The sequence below is a fragment of the Pantoea sp. USMM079 genome, assembly GCF_037153115.1.
Lineage (GTDB): Bacteria > Pseudomonadota > Gammaproteobacteria > Enterobacterales > Enterobacteriaceae > Pantoea > Pantoea communis.
Map to the genome: position 1 here is coordinate 77,975 of NZ_JBBCKX010000008.1, position 19,868 is coordinate 97,842.

The following is a 19,868-nucleotide window of genomic DNA, read 5'->3' on the forward strand; positions in this document are numbered from 1 at the left end:
GATCCATCTTTGGCTCATATCCGCCTACGCCAGTTTAGCAACCCTTACCATATCAATTTAAATTCAATAGATTACGGACAGAAATCGGGCCGCCAGGCATAGTCCGAAACTGCAGAAATGGTGGGTTTTCGGCTGGACGCCAGCGCGAAAACAGACCATGTTTTAATCAACAACAGCAGGACGCTGTTAATCCGGCCGCGAACAAAATAATGACAACACGACTCGCTCAGGACTGATTTATGCACACAGAAATCATTAATATCTGGCCACACGGTGATGCGCCAGGCGCGAGTGATTCGCGCGCTCAACCGCAAATCGTCGATCTCGCCAAAGAGTACGAACCCTATGACCGCGCCGCGACCGGCGTGCGTTGCCCTGAAATGGCAATCTGGCACCCGGAAACCTCCAACGGCATTACGCTGCTGGTGGCGCCCGGCGGCGGCTATCAGCGAGTGCTGATTGACCGTGAAGGCAGTGCCCTCGCCACGTTCTTCACATCGATGGGGTATACGCTGGCAGTGATGACTTATCGCCTGCCCTACGATGGCCATCACGAAGGTCCCGATGCCCCACTGGCCGATGCACAACGTGCGGTGCGCGTGTTGCGCGATCGTGCGCAGCGCGGCATGAACGGCAAATACATTGTGATGATGGGCTTCTCAGCGGGTGGGCACGTGGCTGCCAGCCTGGGGACGCGCTTTGGTGAGAAAATTTATCCAGTGCAGGATCAGGCCGACAGCTTCTCGCCACGTCCAGATGCCATGGTGCTACTCTACCCGGTGATCAGCATGCGCGACGGTCTGGCACACGAAAGCTCGCGCACTCGCCTGCTCGGCGCATGGCCGGATCAGAGGTTGATTGATGCGTATTCCATGGAAACGCGCGTACATGCGCAGACACCGCCCACGCTGCTGATTCACGCTAGCGATGATGACGCGGTTTCGGTAAACAACAGCATGGTGTTTTTCAGCGCCCTGCGTGAGCACAAGGTGCCGGTGGAAATTCACTTTTATCAGAAAGGCGGCCATGGATTTGGCATTCGCGGCGTCGCGGATCTGCCCCTCGCCAGTTGGCCGATGCTGGTCACCGAATGGCTACGCGCTAAGACATAATTCCCTTCATAATTTGAACCGCAGCGGCGCTGGCTGCATGCAGTCACCCCAGTCACTGGCTTAAGTCAGTGACTGGCGATGAACATACTTGCCGCCTTAATGCGGCTCAAATTATTTCAGGGATAATTCATGCCCTGAAACGCAGCGACGTGGCTGCATGGATGTGATGTTCAAAAGCGCCTCAAGGCACTTTTGTGCTGCTACTCAAATTTTTTTGGCGATCTCATATGCCATGAATCATAAGACTTTATGACTCGGCCATGAATGATAAATCCTGCGTCATGACGAGGGTTGAGCCGGGTCGGTCGCGCTCGCGCTGCCGTTACTTTCCGGTTTAGCTTCATCAGAAGCCGCCGGTACCGCAGGCGCATCCGGTACCTTCATCACTTTATCCCAGTCGTCCTGCAGCATCTTCACGTTGGTCTCAGCTTCACCTTGGGGTTGAATTAGCACCATCGTCAGTTCCTGCGTCAGCTGCTGGCGCAATTCCTGATTCAGCTGGTCACGCGTCAACCCACTGAGAAACGCCTGACGCAGCTTTTGATACTGCTCCGGCGCGATATCCACCACCGCATTTTGCTGCGAGCGCAGACGCTGCCCCATCAAGATATCGGTATCTGTGCGCGCATAGGTGGCGAACAGCTTATTCAGTTCCAGCAGCTTCTGCGCCATCAGCGCATCAAACTCATCCTGCGGTAACCCTTTATCACGTACTGCCGCCAGTTCTTTCGCCACCTGGTTCATGTTCTGCGCCAGCGATGCGTTCGGGCTGTCCATGTTGATGGAACACTGCGCACGCTGGTAAAGCACGCGGCAATCAAAGCCCACCTGCACGCTCTGTGCTTTGCTGTCCGCCAGCGCGCGTTGCACATGCCAGAACAGCGCTTCACGCGCCAAATCGCTCTGCCAATAGTGCTGTAAGTTCTGAGAGTCACGAATCGGTTGCCACGGCGTATCCCACACCAGAGACAGGCGATCCTGACTCATCCCGCCATTCACCAGGTTGACAGGCTGATGTGGCAAAGGAGAGAGCGTAGGCAGCGCTGCGGGCGCAACCCGTTTCCCCTTCAGCGCGGAGAAGGTTTTGTTGATTTGTTCTGCCATGCTGCGGCTGTCAACGTTGCCCACCACATACAGGGTCATGCCATCCGGCGTGTACCACTGCTGATAGAAGCTGTTGAGCTGTGCAATATCCACCGGCGCACGCGGCTGCTCGCCCGGATCGTGCGCCAGCATCGCTGAACCCTTCAGGCGATAGCGCCACCAGACATCCTGGGTATTTGGCGGCCAGGTGGCAATCGGATCGGTCGCGGTCAGCGCGGTTGATACCACCTGCTCATTGATGGTCATTTTCCCTGCGGTCGCCGCCAGCCAGTTCAGCGCTTCTTTCAGCAGCTCCGGGCGGTTGTTGGGCAAGCTCAGGTTATATTGGGTGTAATCGTACGATGAGATCGCTGGCGGCAACGGGCGTTGCGGATCCATGGCTTGCTGCCACAGTGCACGCTGTTGATTGGTATCCAGCGCGGTGTTGTGCACCATTGCCAGACGCGGTATCAGATGGCTGAAACCGGTTTGCTGAGCGCTCTCCACCAGTGAACCGGTGTTAACAATCAGACGTAATTCAATACGATCGCTTGGACGTTGTGGCGTGGTGAGTAACTGCCAGCTAAAACCATTGTCCAGTTTGCCTTCCTGCCACGCGGGATCGGGCTGGAGTGTCTCGGCGTGCGCGCCAAAGCCGGATGCCGCAAGGATTAATCCGCCAACCAAAAGTCGAATTCTGGTGCCCTGCATGTGAACCCCTACATAAACAGATCAACGCTCGTTATCGCGACATGTACGGTCACATCTTTGGTGACCGGCGCGGCCCATAGCCGCCACGTTTAATGAAGAACAGACTCTTTGACCACAGGAAGGTCAGGATGTCGCGCAACGAGGTAAAAAATCGGGAAAAAAATCAATGGGGTTTATTATGCAAATGCCCGCTGTCAGGGCAAGCGACAGCGGGCATTTCTCGGGAAATTAACGCAAATAGACGATCAGACGCTGGTTTGTGAGGCGTTATTGACCTTTTTCGCTGAAGAAAGCGTCGCTTTCATCTGCTTCTCATCCAGCTGACCGACCCACTTCGCCACGACAACCGTCGCCACGCCGTTACCCACCAGGTTGGTCAATGCACGCGCTTCGGACATAAAGCGGTCGATACCCAGAATCAGCGCCAGACCCGCTACCGGCAAATGTCCGACTGCAGACAAGGTGGCCGCCAGCACGATAAAGCCACTGCCGGTTACGCCCGCTGCGCCTTTTGAGGAGAGCAGCAGCACCACTAACAACGTGATCTGGTGGAAGATATCCATGTGCGCATTGGTGGCCTGGGCAATGAATACCGCCGCCATGGTCAGGTAAATCGAGGTGCCATCAAGGTTAAAAGAGTATCCCGTTGGAATAACGAGACCCACCACCGATTTCTTACAACCCAGCTTCTCCATCTTGTCGAGCATACGCGGCAGCGCAGATTCAGATGAAGAGGTACCCAGCACGATCAGCAGCTCTTCTTTGATGTAGGCAACAAATTTGAAGATGTTGAAGCCGGCCCAGCGTGCAATCAAACCTAACACCACCACCACAAACAGCACGCAGGTGATGTAGAAGCAGATGATCAGCTGACCGAGCTGCACCAGTGAGCCCACGCCGTATTTACCGATGGTAAACGCCATGGCACCGAAGGCACCGATCGGCGCAAGGCGCATAATCATATTGATAACGCCAAAGATCACTTTGGAGAAGCTCTCAATGACGTTGAACATCACAGTACCGGCGTTACCCAGACGATGCAGGGCAAAACCAAACAGAATGGCGAACAACAGCACTTGCAGGATATTACCGCTGGCAAAGGCACCGATCACACTACCCGGGATAATATCAAGCAAGAAGGCAACAACACCCTGTTCTTGCGCCTGTTGGGCGTAAACCGCCACGGCTTTGGCATCCAAAGTCGCGGGATCAACGTTCATCCCCGCGCCCGGCTGCACCACATTAACCACGACCAGGCCAATAATCAGTGCGATGGTGCTGACAATTTCAAAGTAGAGCAGCGCAACTGCGCCAGTCCGTCCAACTGCTTTCATGCTCTCCATGCCGGCAATACCGGTCACCACCGTACAGAAAATCACGGGGGCGATGATCATCTTGATCAGCTTAACGAAACCATCGCCAAGCGGCTTCATTTGCGCGCCTAACTCAGGATAGTAGTGGCCTAACAGGACGCCGATGCCGATGGCAACCAGCACCTGGAAGTAGAGGCTTTTGAACAGTTTCATAACAGGTGTCCAGGTATAGACGGAATTCACCGCCGTTATTATGGAGAACGCATGCGGCAAGCCGCCTGGAAGCGAAAAACCTTACCGATTGCGGGAAAATAACACTCCGATAACAGGATTAATATACCCTTACATTCCTTACAAAAGTTACAAAACTCTAACTATGAACTGAAACGCTTCAGCAAACTATCTGACTGCAATTTCGTGAGGAAAATCAATAAACAATGTGATTATTCAGGATGTGACGAGCTGTCAAGCCAGCGTTGGTTGAAGACGTTAAGAGGGAGCGCTTCAGCGTATAAGTAGCCTTGCCCTATAGTAATTCCGCGTGCCAGCAGCCAGTCTCGCTGCTCATCGGTTTCCACGCCTTCAGCAATAACATCCAGATGAATGATGTCCGCAATCGCCGCGACAATACGCACCATGGTGTCATCATCCGGTAGCGCCGCGACAAAACTGCGGTCCATCTTCAGCTTGTTCACCGGCAGCGCTTTAAACTGATGCAGGTAATTGAGATTGGAATAACCCATGCCAAAATCATCCAGCGCCACGGCCACGCCGGTTTGCTGCAATGAACGCAGCAGCGAAATCGCTTGCTCGGCATCGCCAATCTGCGCGGTTTCGGTAATTTCCAGCACGAAATTGCCGGGTGCAATACGATGGCGCTCCAGCAAGCCCTGCAAATGGCTCACCATGCTGGGGTCACGCAACTGAACTGCCGATATATTGACGCTCAGCGGAATATTGATGCCCAGCTTCTGCCACGCGGCAAGGATGCGGCAGGCTTCTTCAAACACCCAGCGCCCAATCGCGGAAATCACCCCAATCTCTTCCGCGCTGGCGATAAACTCTTCTGACAAACCATAGCTGCCATCCGGCATACGCATACGCAATAGCGCTTCCGCGCCCGCCAGCTCACCGGTTTGCATATTGATTTGCGGCTGCAGATAAAGTGCAAATTGACCATCCTGCAACCCCTGCAGGATATCGTGCTCCTGCGTCAGGCGTTTTTGCGCCCGCTCAGTCAGCGCCGGATCAAAGAACAGAATCTGGTTTTTGCCCTGATGACGCGCCGACATCATTGCCGAGGTCGCGCGGTCGAGTTGCTCGCTGGCACTGACGACGCTGTCATCATGCAGCGCCAGGCCAATACTGGCGTTTGGACGCAGCTGAAGTTGATGCAGGTTCACCGGCTGGTTAATGCGAATCATCAGGTTGCGCGCCAGACGCATGGCGCGGAACGGGTTGTGCGCGCGCTTCATCAGCAGCGCGAAATCACTGGGTCCGGTTTGCGCCAGCAGGGTGTGGTCGTCAACGGTGCTACGAATCTTCTCCACCAGCGTCAGCATCAGGGTGTCGCGCTGTTCATCACTGAGAACGCCATTGGCTTCCTGCAGTGTTTCGATGCGGATCACCATCAATCCCCATGGCTGGCGGCTATGGCGATGACTGGCATGCTGATCCAGTAACGCCAGGAACAGGGCGCGATTAGGCAGATCGGTGACAGCAAAATGGGTGGTCATGCGACTCATTTCATCATGAATCGACTCCAGCACCTGTTGATTGCGGTTGTAGCTGCGGATCAGCATGCCGATTTCATCGTCGCGATGATTATGCGGCAGGTCGAGCTTGTGCGTGAGAATGGCCTGCGGTGGCAACTCCTGCAAATCACGCGACAAACTTCTCAAAGGATGGACGATCAGGCGATTGATACACCAGCTAATCGACACGGAGAGGATCAGCGCCAGCAGCAAATAGGTAGTGATCATCGTCGATAACGTGCTCAGCAGAAACTGATAAACGCGTGACGAGTCAGCCTGCAGCACCAGATAGGCAATCGGTTTGGGCAGCCCGGTGCGTTCAACCGAATAAAGCGGCAGCGTGATTTGCACCGGTAGTTCAAACAGACGCGCCACGAAACGCGGCACCGGTTTTTCCGGCAAAAAATCGGCGTGCAGCGCCTGAAACGCATTCGGCAATACTACATCGGCACGAGACAGGATGCCCGCCGGTTTCAACGTATTCAGGATGCGTTCAGCTTGCGGAATATCGCCTTTCAGAACGGCTTCTGACAGCGGCTGGCGCACCGTATGCGCGATATTTTCCATCTGCTGGGCGTAGTCAATCCTGCGCTGCTGCACAAAGTGGAATAACTGGATGACGATAAAAATGCTGATGGTCACCATTGCCACGGCGGACACCGTTGCCATCTGTTTTATCGTTAACGAGCGACTGACGCGCAACAAAACCCTCTCCCAACCACTTAAATCGACTATGTATACCCTAAATTATTCAAGGTGCAGGCAGGCGGCAAGGGAATGAATCCCCAGGAGCTTACTCAGGTAAGTGACTGGGATAAATGAGCACAGCCAACGCACCTGCAACTTGAAGAATGACGGGTATAGATGAAATGCGCAGCGAGTATATCGCAGGTCAGCATTTTTATGCGCCGGGATAAAGTCGAAAAAAGGCAGGAAGGGCGAGATAAAGTGGTGATTAGGAATTGTGCACGTTAAAGTCGCGGCGCAAAGTTTGCGCCGCGACCCCTGCTATTGCGGATAAGGCACCCAATCGCCGCCGTTCAGACGAATCCAGGGTTTACCCTGATACATCATCACCACCGCATTATCATTCTCGGACACCACCGGTGATTGCGGCAAATTATCCGCTAACACCGACATATTGACGTTCGGCGCGTTAAACACCTGACCATCCACCACACGGGAAATGATTTCGGAAATCGCCAGCAGACTGGTCGGCGTATCAATGCTCAACGGCTGTCCCTGGTGTGGCGCTTTCATCCCGACAAACTTAATGCCCACCGGCACATGCGTAATGCTCGGGCTGGGAATATCACGCAGACCGGACATCTGCATTTTATCGCCCTGCAGCGCAGCACCGTGCTCCGGTACCACCAGCACCATCACGCGGCGTCCTGATTTCTCCAGATTGGTCAGGAATGTATCCAGCTGATCAAACAGCATTTTAGCGCGCGGCTGCCAGTCAGCGGTGCGCGTGCTGCCCAACTCGCGCGTGCCGTCATGCAACGGAATCAGGTTGTAGAAGGTGGCACTGCGCGCATCGCTGCTTTTAGTCCGATCGTCGAGCCAGCGCTGCATCAATTGCCCGTCATTGAACACTGGCGAACCATCAAAGGAGGTCAATTCTGGCGCAATTCCCGCTTGTGACATCAGCGGTGCCTGCAAATTGCCCTCTTCACGCAGCTCTTTGAGATAGTTACCAAACACGCCGGTATGATCCATCATCAGTTCCTGCTTAAAGCCCAGTTTCGCCAGGTTATCAAACAGGTAACAGCGCTGATCGGTGGCCTTATACAGATTAGAGTGTGAAGTCTGGCCACAGCTGGCACGCAGCAAACGAATCCCTGCCGGACCGCTGTAGCCGGTGGCAGAGTTGTAGTTGTCCAGCAGGATATCAAAATGCTTCCATAACGGATGGTCACGCAATTGTGCTACATCCATGTCCGACCATGACAGCGAACAGATGTTAATCACTAAAATATCAAACGGCTGAGAATCCGCGGGCAGCGCATCCGGGAAATGGGTGGCGCGCTGGCGCTCACTGTCGTAGAAACGATTGAGCCAGGAGGTCAGATTGGCACTGGTCGGTGGTGCAGACTGGTCCAGTCCCTCCGGTGCTTTGGTCGCGGCTGGAGGGTTATTCAATGCCACTTCCGGTGTCGCCGCTTTGGTTGGCAGCAGATTCATCGCCGGTCCGGCAATGGTCAGCACGTTAAGCCAGATCAGCATCAGAGAAACCAGCACCGTGACGCGGATCCACTGCGCCACGAACATATAGATCACCAGCAGCACAAAGCCTGCGCCAATCATTTGCCAGTTGATAAAGCGCTCCAGCAGATCGAGCAGATAAGCTGAGGAGAAGCCCGCGACCTGGCTACCCTGGCTCATGATCGATTCCAGCCCCGGCAGCCAGGTGTCATGCCAGAACAGCGCAAAGCCAATCGGCAAGGATACCCAGTGACGCACACGATGCAAACGACGTGACGGCAGCGGGAACAGCAGCCACGCCAGGAACACCAGATTGCTCAGCGCATGAAAATTAAGGTAGCCGTACCACAACAGACCAAATTTGATCAGGAAGTAGAAATTCCAGCCGCCGAGACCGCGCCACCACGAAGCGTGCAGCGTCGAAGGTTTGTTATCACTCATTACGGTTTGGTATCCGTTTTAGCAGATTTGCGTTGCCACTGCCCTTCCGACTTCAGCGCACGCGGTGGCAGCAGACGCATCAGCAGGCTGGTGCTACTGCGCGGTAACCAGCGCACAAACAACGATTTCAGGAACAGTAAAATTAATAACAGCAGGATCGCCACCTGCACCCAATCCATCAGTGTCATCAGCGGCGATCTCCATCAAGGTTGAGAACAATAGGTTGCGGGGTTTGCGCCCCACGCAGGTCAGAAGCGGACACCTTGTTTGCCCGCGGGGCCTCAATCGGTGCCATCGGCACTTCACGCTGCGCCACCGGCGTCAGCTGGCGAATCTTGTGCACTTCCGACAAAATCTGGTTGTCCTCGAACCACACCACGCGGTTACTAAACAACTCATCGTGCGGCAGCGAGAAAATCGATTTCAACGCGATATCCAAATCGTTGAAGCGGCAGGATGACAGAAACAGATAGATGCGATCGTTAATCAGCGTCACCAAATCACCAAAACGACGCGGTTTACACAGCGTCAGAATCTGCTCAGGTTTCAGCTGCGGCACCGGGCGCAATGCCACCATCAGCCCCTTGTCGTTTTCTGGCAGCAGCGTATTGCTCATCAGCTGCTGTACCGCCGCGCAGAACGGCTCCAGCTGCAAATAGCCTTTTTGCTGCAGCGGCTGTAATGCCTGCATCAGCGCGGGCAAGTTGGCCGGAACATGACGCGTAAACTGCTGGCCCTGAATCCCTTCCAGCGTGGTGAGAAAGCGTGACAGCGTTTGAGCGCCGGGCACGATGGCATTCACACCACACGCCAGTAACAATCGCTCATCGCTATACCTAAGACTGGTACTGATTTCGCGTACCACAATCTTTAATGCGTTACCGCGTGAGCGGCGCAAACTGTGGACCATTTTTGCCAGGGCATTGATATCCTGGTTATGGGCCAGACTAAAAATGACCGTGGCGGCGTTGGCCTGTTGCGCACGCGAAAATACGCTTTCATTATCACTAAACAGCTGCCACTGGCTGGAAAGCGGCGGTGCGCCTTCCAGCACCCCTTCTTGTGCCAGAAACTGATTTTCATCATTAAGGCTAAGGGGGGTGGTTTGCTCAACGTCATTAATGGCAATGAATTGATTATCATTACAACTCAGGCGAATCGCACGGTCAGCCAGTAATTTGTCTGCGGAGTACCACCAGTTAATTCGATATTGCCAGCTATCCTGTTGAAATTCTAAATGTGCGACACCATCAAGTTGGCGAAAATAACGCTGTAGATGGTTACGCAGATGAATAATCGACGCCCCCGAGGTGATCAGTAACAGCGTGATTTGTTTTTTGATCAACAACCGCCGCATGCGTTTCACCCAGAGCGTGAGTTCATCCTCGGATAATTTACTCCACTGCGCAGCGTTGCTGTAAAACAGCACTAAACCACTGCGGCTATTCAGTAAACGCGCGAAATCATTCTCCAGATGCTGCAGGCCGGTTTTATTGGCCGGCAGCGAAAATAAGGGAATGCGCGCTGGGCCCGTCAATGGGTCCGGCGTAAGTAAAGACTGAGGCTTCTCATCTGAACTGACCAGGGTTGCCGCCTGTTGATGGCTCACCACCTGACGCAGCAGTACCCGCGCGTCTTCCTGACGCTGACTGGTAATCCAATAAAACCCCGGATTTTGCAGGGTAACTAATTCCTGCTGAACCTGTTGTAGGCCAAGCGCATAGCGATTTTTCATATTTGTTTCGCGATCAGAACAATCCAGGCTAGTTTAATATAGACGGCAACGATTGGAACTGCTGAAATAATTAAAACCTGCGCTATCTCAAATGATATCGATTTTTACATAGTCTGCGCATTTTTCCGGGTTTAAACTTTACAAAAAATAGAACCACAATTCATCCATTGCTGTTTTTTGGTGGCAAAAAGTAATGAAAACAGAGAATGCCTTTTCGCTGATCGCGTCTACCACTGAAGATCAGGATGACATTAATACCCTGAGCGAAGCCTTTTCCCTTAAGGCATTTCGTTACATTGATATTGCCCGCGAAGAGCGACTGAATAGTCTGCTGACGCGCTGGCCGCTGCTGCGTGAATTATCCGCCGACCAGGAGCCTGAACGCTAATGCCGGTCATTGCCTTACAAGGTTTGCGCGGCGGTTGTGGCGCAACATCACTCAGTGCGGCACTTGGCTGGGCGCTCAATGCTTTACAGGAGTCGGTGCTGGTCATCGACTTTTCTGATTCGAATCAACTGGCTGCCCATTTTAACTTGCCGCTCAATCACACCCTGGGCTGGGTTCCCGCACTGCTGGAACAGCAGCCGTGGCAGCAGTGCGCGCAGCGCTATCAAACCGGTCTCGATTTCCTGCCGTTTGGCGCATTAACCTCTCAGCAGTGCTTAAGTCTGCAAAACGCCGACACCTCGTTCGCCACGCCGTTGCTGAAGGCGTTGCCGGCCCTGAAATCGCACTATCGCTGGGTGATCCTCGACCTTCCAGCGGATCTGCTGCCGTGGCAACGATCCTTCGCCCTCCACGCCGATCGCCTGCTGCAGGTGCTATCGCTGGATGCTAACTGCCAGTTGCGGTTGCACCATCCGCGTTTTTTGCCGCACACGCTGTTTCTGATCAATCAATTCAACGCCAACAGTCAGCTGCAACAGGATCTGCATCAGCTGTGGCTGCGCACGCTAAAGAATCTGATTCCGCAGGTGATTCACCGCGATGAAGCACTGGCAGAAGCCTTGATGATGAAACAACCGGTGGGCGAATATCGTCCTCATGCGCTGGCAAGCGAAGAAATCAATACGCTGGCGAACTGGCTATTGCTGAACGTTGCGGGCGGTGCGGCGTGAATCCGTTGCGCTGGCTGCTGGTACCTCAGGCCTGGCAGGCGCTGCAAAGCCGTGCCGGCGTGGCGCGCCAGCACGGCGCGGGCCGCTTAACCGTGATGTTGCATCTGCTATGGTGCGTGCTCGCCTGGTCGCTGCTGCGGCTGGAAATGCCCGGCTGGCAGCGCTTGCTGCAACAGCGTCAGCGATACTATCCGCAAATCTCGCCGCTACGTCCACGCCCGTTAGACGTTGTGCGTTACGCCATGCAGAGCCTGTGGCTGATGCTGGTGTTACCGCTCGACAACAGCGCACGCAGCGAGCGTAAACGGTTTAACGCGTTTGGCCCCCTGTTCCGCTGGCGTCAGCAGTTTTATCAATGGCTGGGAACGCTTCCCGCGCGCGTGGCTAAGACGGGCATTCACCTGCGCACCGAACAGCAGTTGCAAAAGCTGCCTGCACGGGTGCGCCAGTTGCTGTTTATCGTCGCGGCGATTGTCGCCAGCCTGTTGGCGCTATTGTGCATTTCACAGCCGTTCGGCATCACCACGCAGTTTGTCTTCGTGCTGTTGCTGTGGGGCCTGGCAATGTTGGTGCGCCGCGTGCCGGGCCGCCTCTCCACCATCATGCTGATTGTGCTGTCGCTCACTATTTCCTGCCGCTATTTGTGGTGGCGCTACACCGAGACCCTGAACTGGGACGATCCGCTCAGCCTGACATTCGGTCTGCTGCTGATTGGCGCTGAAACCTATTCGTGGACGGTGTTGGTGCTGGGTTATTTCCAGACGCTGTGGCCGCTCAATCGCCAGCCGGTGTCTATGCCGCCAGAGATCACCTCCTGGCCCAGCGTAGATATCCTGGTGCCCACCTACAATGAGCCGCTGAGCGTGGTGAAACCGACCATTTATGCCGCAATGGGCATCGACTGGCCGCAGGACAAGCTCAACATCTATCTTCTGGATGACGGCACCCGTGAGGAGTTTCGCGAGTTTGCCGCCAGCGTGGGCGTCAATTATGTGGTGCGCCCTACTCACGAGCATGCCAAAGCGGGCAACATCAACCATGCATTGAAAGTGGCTTGCCGCAGCGATTACGTGGCGATTTTTGACTGTGACCACGTACCGACGCGCTCTTTCCTGCAGATGACTATGGGCTGGTTCCTGAAAGACCACCGCCTGGCGATGCTGCAAACGCCGCACCACTTCTTCTCGCCCGATCCGTTCGAGCGTAACCTCGGTCGCTTCCGCCAGACGCCTAACGAAGGATCGCTGTTCTACGGCCTGGTGCAGGACGGCAACGATACCTGGGATGCGGCATTCTTCTGCGGCTCTTGCGCCTTATTGCGCCGCACCGCGCTGGATCAGATTGGCGGCATAGCGGTGGAAACCGTAACCGAAGATGCGCACACCTCGCTGCGTCTGCATCGTCAGGGTTACACTTCCGCCTATATCCGTATTCCACAGGCGGCGGGCCTCGCCACCGAGAGTTTGTCTGCACACATCGGCCAGCGTATTCGCTGGGCGCGCGGCATGGTGCAGATTTTCCGCCTCGACAATCCGCTGATGGGCAAGGGCCTAAAGCTGGTACAGCGGCTGTGCTACGTCAACGCCATGTTGCACTTCCTCGCCGGGATTCCACGTCTGATCTTTCTGCTGGCACCGCTGGCGTTTCTGCTATGCCACGCCTACATCATCTACGCGCCGGCGCTGGCGATTGCAATCTATGTACTGCCACACATGGTGCACACCAGCCTGACCAACTCCCGAATTCAGGGACGCTGGCGTCACTCGTTCTGGAGTGAAGTGTATGAAACCGTGCTGGCGTGGTACATCGCGCGTCCCACCACCGTCGCGCTGTTCAACCCGCACAAAGGCAAGTTCAACGTCACCGCAAAAGGTGGCCTGGTCGAAGAGCGTCACCTCGATTGGGTGATCACCAAACCCTACATGATGCTAGTGCTGCTGAATATCGCGGGCATCGGCATGGCGTTCTGGCGCATGGCGTATGGCCCGGCTAACGAGTTACTCACCATCTGGGTCAGCCTGGTGTGGGTGGTGTACAACATGATTATTCTCGGCGGTGCCGTAGCCGTTTCGGTGGAAGCGCGCCAGATTCGTGAAGCACATCGCGTGGAGATCGCCATGCCCGCCGCCATTGCACGTGAAGATGGCCATATGGTGCCGTGCACCCTGCGCGACTATTCAGATGGTGGTGTCGGTGTTGAACTGCGTGAGGCGGATGCACTGAAAGAGGATGAGCCGGTGTGGCTGCTGCTGCGCCGTGGCCAGCAGGAGTTCAGCTTCCCGTGCCAGGTTCAGCGTGTATTTGGCCGTCGCGCGGGGATTCGCCTGCATCAGCTCACCACCCGCCAGCATATTGAATTTATCCAGTGTACCTTCGCCCGCGCCGACACCTGGGCGCTGTGGCAGGACGGCTTCCCGGAAGATAAACCGGTGCAGAGTCTGGCCGATATTATGGTGCTGGGTTTCAAAGGTTACCTGCGTCTGGCGGAGTATGGCCCTGCCCCGCTGCGCCGTCTTTTCCGTGCACTGACTTCCCTGGTGAGCTGGCTGGCAACACTGCTGCCGCAGGGCATTAGCCGCGCACCTGCGGCAATCAAAACCGATTTTTCATAAGTTGATGATATGACCATGACGAGAAAACTGAGCTGGTTTACTGCCCTGCTGCTGGGCACTGCAACGCTGGCACAGGCCGCACCGCAGCCTTCTGCCCCTGAAGCACCGCGCGCCAGCGCACAGATACCGCTGCCGGTCGTCAGCCAGCCGCTGGATGCCAATGCCCCGCTGCGCGACAGCCAACTGCTGTTTAATCAGGTCGCGCCGCCGCCGGGCAGCATGACGCTGCGCGGCACCGAGCCTACCAGCCAGATCGAGTTCGGCGTGCGCAGTGATGAAGTGGTGACACGCGCCATGCTGACGCTCAGCTATCGCCCTTCACCGGCGCTGATTCCGACGCTGTCGCAGCTCAAGGTCTATCTCAACGATGAGCTGGTGGGACTGGTCACCGTGACCGCCGATCAGCTGGGCAAAGAAAATCAAACTCAGTTGCCGATCGATCCGCGTTTTATTGGCGATTTTAACCGCGTGCGCCTTGAACTGGTGGGCCACTACGCCAACGTGTGTGAAAACCCGGCCAACAGCACCATCTGGATGGATATCGGTAAAGAGAGCAAACTCGACCTGACGCTGCAAAAGCTGCCGTTGAAGAACGACCTGTCGCACTTCCCGGAACCGTTCTTTGATGCCCGCGACAGCCGCCCACTGCAATTGCCGATGGTGTTCAGCAATCAGCCTAACCTGCTGCAGCAGCGTGCCGCAGGGATTCTGGCTTCGTGGTTCGGCAGCAAAGCACAGTGGCGTGGTCAATCCTTCCCGGTCCTGTATAACCAGTTACCAAAAGAACAGCATGCGGTGGTGTTTGCCACCAACGATCATCGCCCGGACTTCCTGAAAGATCTGCCACCGGTGGAGAAACCCACGGTGGAAATGGTGAGCCAGCCGGACAATCCCTACGAAAAAATGCTGCTGATTCTCGGCCGCGATGACAACGATTTGCTGACCGCCGTCGAAGGTATTGCGCAAGGCGAACTGCTGCTGCGCGGGGATACCTCAACCATCGACAGTGTAAAAATGCTGGCACCGCGTCAGGCCTATGATGCGCCAAACTGGGTGCGCACCGATCGCCGCACCACGTTTGCCGAGCTGACGCAGTATCAGAACCAGCTACAGGCCGATGGTTTGCAACCGAACCCGATCAGTCTGACGCTGAACCTGCCGCCGGACCTGTTCCTGGTACGCGCACGCGGCATCGACATGGATCTGATTTACCGTTACACCTCGCCGATCCAGCAAGATGGCTCGCGCCTGGCGGTGCATCTGAACAATCAGTTCATGCAGGATTACCCGCTGACGCCGAAATACACGGCAGGCCAGCAGATCATGCGCATTCCGCTGATGCAAGGCCTGCAGGACAGCAACCGCCAGTTGACCATCCCGGCGCTGCGCCTCGGCGTGGTCAACCAACTGCGCTTCAGCTTTGATTACGCCAACACCTTTATTGGTGGCACCGCCGACGGCCGTTGCGAAACCGTCACCGCGGTGGGCCACCATGTGGTGATCGATGACAACTCCAGCATCGACTTCTCCGGCTATCGCCACTACATCGAAATGCCTTCACTGGGTGCATACGCCAACGCCGGTTTTCCTTACAGCCGTTATGCCGATTTGGCGCAGACGCTGGTGTTAGTACAGCCGAAGCCCGCGAACGGTGAAGTGAGCACGATGCTGAACGCACTGGGCGCCATCGGTGCCCAGACCGGCTATCCGGCGCTGCGCGTGCAGATGAGCGATGACTGGAACCAGGCAAAAGATAAAGACGCAGACCTGCTCATGATCGGCGGCATTCCGCAGGATCTGCAGGATGACAAAAAGATCAACCTGCTGGCGGATGCGGCGCGTAGCTGGATCAACATGCCATCACGCCCGATTACCGCGCAGAACATACCGGTGTCCGCCAGCGATCGTGCGGTAGAGAGCCAGACCGGTATCCGCTCACGCGGCCCGATGGGTGCCATCGTCGGCTTCCAGTCGCCGTTTAACGATCAGCGCAGCGTGGTTGCGCTGCTGGCCGACAGCCCGCGCGGCTGGGATCTGCTGAATAATGCCCTGCTCGATAGCGGCAAGCGCGCCGCCGTGTTCGGGTCTGCTACCGTTGTGCGCGAGTCGGGCGTCACCAGCGTGCGCGTCGGCGATACCTACTTCGTCGGTCATCTGCCGTGGTGGGAGCGGCTGTGGAATCTGCTGGCAACGCATCCGGTGTGGCTGGCGATTTGTGCCGTGGTGGTGGTGATCTTGTTTGCTCTGATGGCATGGCGCCTGATGCGCATGGTGAGCCGTCGCCGCCTGGCCGAGCTGGAAGACGATGAATAAACTGCCACTCGGTCTGCTGATTGCCACTATCCTGGCGGGCTCCGGCATGGCTGCCGAGGGTCCGCAGGTGTCACCGGTCGCATGGCTACTCATGCAGATTCGCACCGGTGAATCCACCAACAAGTATGATTTGGTGCAGCAGTCGCTTTATCGCCTGGAAAAAATCGACCCTGATAATCCGCAGGTGCTGGCAGCGCAAATTCGCATGGCACTGCGTCAGGGCGATCAGGCAAAAGCGCAGACGCTGCTGGATGAACTGAAGAAGGTCGCGCCCAATGACGTGGCGACGCGTGAATCCGAAACCGGCCTGCGTCTGATGAGCGCTGAAGGGCGCCAGCAACTGCAGCAGGCGCGTTTGCTGGCCACCGCAGGTCGCGTTGAAGAAGCGAAAACGGCCTGGGATGCCTTGTTCCACGGCGTGTTCCCGGATGTGAATACTGAACTGGAATACTGGCGACTGGTGGCACGTTTACCCGGTCAGCAGCCCACCGCTTATCGCCAGTTGCAGGCGCTGGAAGCGCGTTATCCCGGCAATATCGGGGTTGAACTGCAGCTGGCGCGCATGGCGTTTGATAACAATCAGCCAGGCGAGGCGCTGGTGCAGCTGCGTCGTCTGGCCAATCGTGACGGCGGGCGTGATGCCGCCTCCGAACTCTGGCTGCAACAGATTCAAAATCAGCCGGTGTCAGACAGCACGGTTGCCAGTCTGAAGCAGTATCTGCAGGTATTCACTTCCGGTGATGCGCAACAACGCGGCGAGGAAGAACTGACCCGACAGCAGAAGCTGCTGGCCGATCCCGCTTATCGTCAACGCATGCGCGGGCTGGCGCTGGTCGATGCTGGTGGAGGCGCAGGTGCCATCGCGTCACTCAGCGCCGCGCTGAAAGCCAACCCGAATGATGCCGAACTGATGGGCGCGATGGGTCAGGCGCAGGCGCGAGCCAATAACCGCGCAGCAGCAATAAGCTGGCTGCAGAAAGCGATTCAGGCCGGACAGGCCAGCACCCAGATTGGCAAGTGGCAATCACTGTTGCAAACCAACCGCTACTGGCTGGCGATCAACAACGGTGACGACGCGCTGAAAAAAGGCGATGTGGCCGGTGCGGAGCGCCAGTATCGCAACGCACAGGCCATCGATAACCGTGACAGCTGGGCGCTGATTGGCCTCGGCGATGTCGCGCAAGCGCGAAAAAACGACGCGCAGGCAGAACAGTACTGGCAGCAGGCGCTGCGCCTGGATCGCAGCAATACCACCGCCGTGCGCCGACTGGCCGCGCTGTATCAGCAGCAATCACCTGCTCGCGCCATGGCGTTTATCAATGCCCTGCCCGCCGCTCAACAGCGGTCGCTGGCGGAGACGCTGCGTTCACTGCGCAGCGACAGCCTGCGAGCAGAAGCCGATGCGCTGGCCCAACAAGGTCAGTGGCATCAGGCGGTGGTAAAATATCGCCAGGCCGCGCAGGATAACCCCAACGATATCTGGCTCTCGTATCGTTTAGCCGGTGCGCTACGCAGCAGTGGCGAAGAAGCACAAGGCGCCCAGGTGATGGATGCCATGGTGCGTCAGCACGCGCAGGAACCCGCCGCGCTCTATGCCTGGGCGCTGTGGCTCTCGTCCGGCGATCAGGATGATGCGGCACTGGCGGCACTGCATCGCCTGCCGGAAACGCGTTGGGACAGCAATATGCACGAGCTGGCGGACCGCTTAACGCAGGATAAAGTCTACGCCCGTGCCAGTGAGCTGCGCGCCAACGGCAATGAATCTGCCGCGCTGGCACTGTTGCAGCAGCAACCGGCCTCGACGCGACGTGATATCACCCTGGCGGATTGGGCTCTGGAACGCGGCGACGCGAAATCGGCGCTGGCGAGTTACCAACACGTACTGCAGCAGGATGCAACCAACAATGATGCAGCACTGGGCCGTATCGAAGCACTCATCGCCCTGAAGCGCAAAGACGAAGCACGCACAGCGCTGCAGGCTTTACCCGCCAGCGTGGCGCAGCAAAATATCAACAGCGGACGCCGCGTGGCGCTGGCATGGCAAAACAGCGGCGATACGGCGCATGCGCAGCAGCTGTTCAATGATTTAAAAACCCGTGCTGCAAAAGAAGCCCCGTCGCAAAGCAAAGCGCTGGTGTATCGCGATGCCGCACGGCTGGAAACACAGCAGCAACAGCCGGATGCGGCGCAGCAGGACTATCGTCTGGCAATGACGGCCAGCGGCATCAGCCCCGACGTGCCGCTGGATAACGACAGCTATACCCGACTAACGCGTAATGATGCCAGTGATGACTGGCTGAAGCGCGGCATTCGCAGCGATGCCGCCGATCTCTATCGTCAGCAGGACACCACCTTCACGCTTGAACAGGATTATTCGCGCGATAAAGGCACCGGCGGTATCTCCGATTTCACCGCGCATACCACCATGATGCAGGCGGAGACACCGCTGGCCGACGGGCGCAGCTTTTTACGCGTCGATCATGTTCTGGTATCAGCGGGCACTTTCTCTACCAGCAATGGCAGCCACAGCGAACGCTTTGGTAGCTGTAATGATGATAACTCCGGTGGCTGTAGCCGCGACTTTACCCAGCGTGATGAAGGCACGGCGATAGGCGTTGGCTGGCATAACGATCGCTGGTCTGGCGATATCGGCACCACACCGCTCGGCTTTGAAGTCACTAACTGGGTGGGCGGTCTGAGCTGGAAAACCGACGTGGAAGATATTGGCGTGACGTTCACCGCTTCACGCCGACCGATCTCCAGCTCGCTGCTGGCCTATGCCGGTGCACGCGATCCGGCGGCCAACGGCGGTAAAACCTGGGGCGGCGTAGTGGCAACCGGTGGTTCGGTGGGGCTGAGTTACGATCAGGGCGGTGCGAATGGCGTATGGGCCGATATCAGCGCCCACCAAATTACCGGGGAAAATGTCGCAGACAACAGCCGTGAACGCCTGATGGCAGGCTATTACTACAAGTTGATCAACGAAGATAATCGCCGTGCCACCATCGGACTGAACAGCATGCTGTGGCATTACCAAAAAGACCTTAGCGACTACACCTTCGGCCAGGGGGGCTATTACAGTCCGCAGCAGTATTTCTCGCTGGCGGTGCCGGTCACTTATCGCCAGCGCACCGAGAACTGGTCGTTTGATCTGGGCGGCTCGGTCTCCTGGTCACAATCGCAAACCGACGGTCAGCAGCGTTATCCGGTCAATCCTGGCTTTACGCTGGCTTCCAACCCGACCTCCGACAGCAGCTCCGGCAACGGTTTTGGTTACACCCTGCAAGCAGTGGTAGAGCGACGCATCACGCCGCACTGGTCAGTCGGTCTCGCGATGGATATTCAGCAAGCCAAGGATTACACCCCGAGCCACGGCTTGATCTACATGCGTTATTCAATGGGCGGCTGGAATGGCGATATGGATATGCCACCACAACCGCTTGAACCGTACGCGGATTTTAAATAGT

12 protein-coding genes are annotated in these 19,868 nt (G+C 56.5%); 6 read left to right on the forward strand and 6 right to left on the reverse strand.

Annotated features, from left to right (window positions below):
* Positions 1-239 precede the first annotated feature (239 nt).
* Positions 240-1,112: an alpha/beta hydrolase gene (locus tag WFP70_RS13530; protein ID WP_034827823.1), complete on the forward strand. Its 873-nt coding sequence runs from the start codon at positions 240-242 to the stop codon at positions 1,110-1,112.
* Between the two features lie 279 nt (positions 1,113-1,391).
* On the opposite strand, the gene WFP70_RS13535 is transcribed toward WFP70_RS13530, so the two are convergent.
* The 6 genes from WFP70_RS13535 to bcsE form a co-directional block, all read right to left on the reverse strand.
* Complete coding sequence (locus WFP70_RS13535; protein WP_337023597.1) at positions 1,392-2,906, reverse strand: M16 family metallopeptidase; 1,515 nt, start codon at positions 2,904-2,906, stop codon at positions 1,392-1,394.
* A 245-nt stretch (positions 2,907-3,151) separates the two neighbouring features.
* A complete protein-coding gene (locus WFP70_RS13540) occupies positions 3,152-4,432 on the reverse strand; it encodes a dicarboxylate/amino acid:cation symporter (RefSeq protein WP_034827821.1) in 1,281 nt (426 codons plus the stop codon).
* Between the two features lie 230 nt (positions 4,433-4,662).
* Complete coding sequence (gene hmsP, locus WFP70_RS13545; protein ID WP_337023623.1) at positions 4,663-6,675, reverse strand: biofilm formation regulator HmsP; 2,013 nt, start codon at positions 6,673-6,675, stop codon at positions 4,663-4,665.
* A gap of 306 nt (positions 6,676-6,981) precedes the next feature.
* A complete protein-coding gene (gene bcsG, locus WFP70_RS13550; RefSeq protein WP_166933249.1) occupies positions 6,982-8,622 on the reverse strand; it encodes a cellulose biosynthesis protein BcsG in 1,641 nt (546 codons plus the stop codon).
* Positions 8,622-8,810: a cellulose biosynthesis protein BcsF gene (gene bcsF, locus WFP70_RS13555; protein WP_038643825.1), complete on the reverse strand. Its 189-nt coding sequence runs from the start codon at positions 8,808-8,810 to the stop codon at positions 8,622-8,624. The genes bcsG and bcsF overlap by 1 nt, the downstream gene beginning before the upstream one ends.
* Positions 8,810-10,357, reverse strand: a complete 1,548-nt coding sequence (bcsE, locus tag WFP70_RS13560) for a cellulose biosynthesis protein BcsE (RefSeq protein WP_337023596.1) — start codon at positions 10,355-10,357, stop codon at positions 8,810-8,812. The genes bcsF and bcsE overlap by 1 nt, the downstream gene beginning before the upstream one ends.
* A gap of 193 nt (positions 10,358-10,550) precedes the next feature.
* Between bcsE and bcsR the strand changes: the two genes are divergently transcribed.
* From bcsR to bcsC, 5 genes are read left to right on the forward strand one after another with little or no spacing between them, the layout of a single operon-like run.
* Positions 10,551-10,745: a cellulose biosynthesis protein BcsR gene (gene bcsR / locus WFP70_RS13565; RefSeq protein WP_034827811.1), complete on the forward strand. Its 195-nt coding sequence runs from the start codon at positions 10,551-10,553 to the stop codon at positions 10,743-10,745.
* Positions 10,745-11,476, forward strand: coding sequence for a cellulose biosynthesis protein BcsQ (gene bcsQ / locus WFP70_RS13570; protein ID WP_337023595.1), 732 nt, complete (start codon positions 10,745-10,747; stop codon positions 11,474-11,476). Before bcsR ends, bcsQ begins: the two co-directional genes overlap by 1 nt.
* Positions 11,473-14,088, forward strand: a complete 2,616-nt coding sequence (gene bcsA / locus WFP70_RS13575; RefSeq protein ID WP_337023594.1) for a UDP-forming cellulose synthase catalytic subunit — start codon at positions 11,473-11,475, stop codon at positions 14,086-14,088. Before bcsQ ends, bcsA begins: the two co-directional genes overlap by 4 nt.
* A gap of 9 nt (positions 14,089-14,097) precedes the next feature.
* Positions 14,098-16,401: a cellulose biosynthesis cyclic di-GMP-binding regulatory protein BcsB gene (gene bcsB / locus WFP70_RS13580; protein ID WP_337023593.1), complete on the forward strand. Its 2,304-nt coding sequence runs from the start codon at positions 14,098-14,100 to the stop codon at positions 16,399-16,401.
* Positions 16,394-19,867, forward strand: coding sequence for a cellulose synthase complex outer membrane protein BcsC (bcsC, locus tag WFP70_RS13585; RefSeq protein WP_337023592.1), 3,474 nt, complete (start codon positions 16,394-16,396; stop codon positions 19,865-19,867). The genes bcsB and bcsC overlap by 8 nt, the downstream gene beginning before the upstream one ends.
* The last annotated feature ends 1 nt before the right edge of the window (position 19,868 follow it).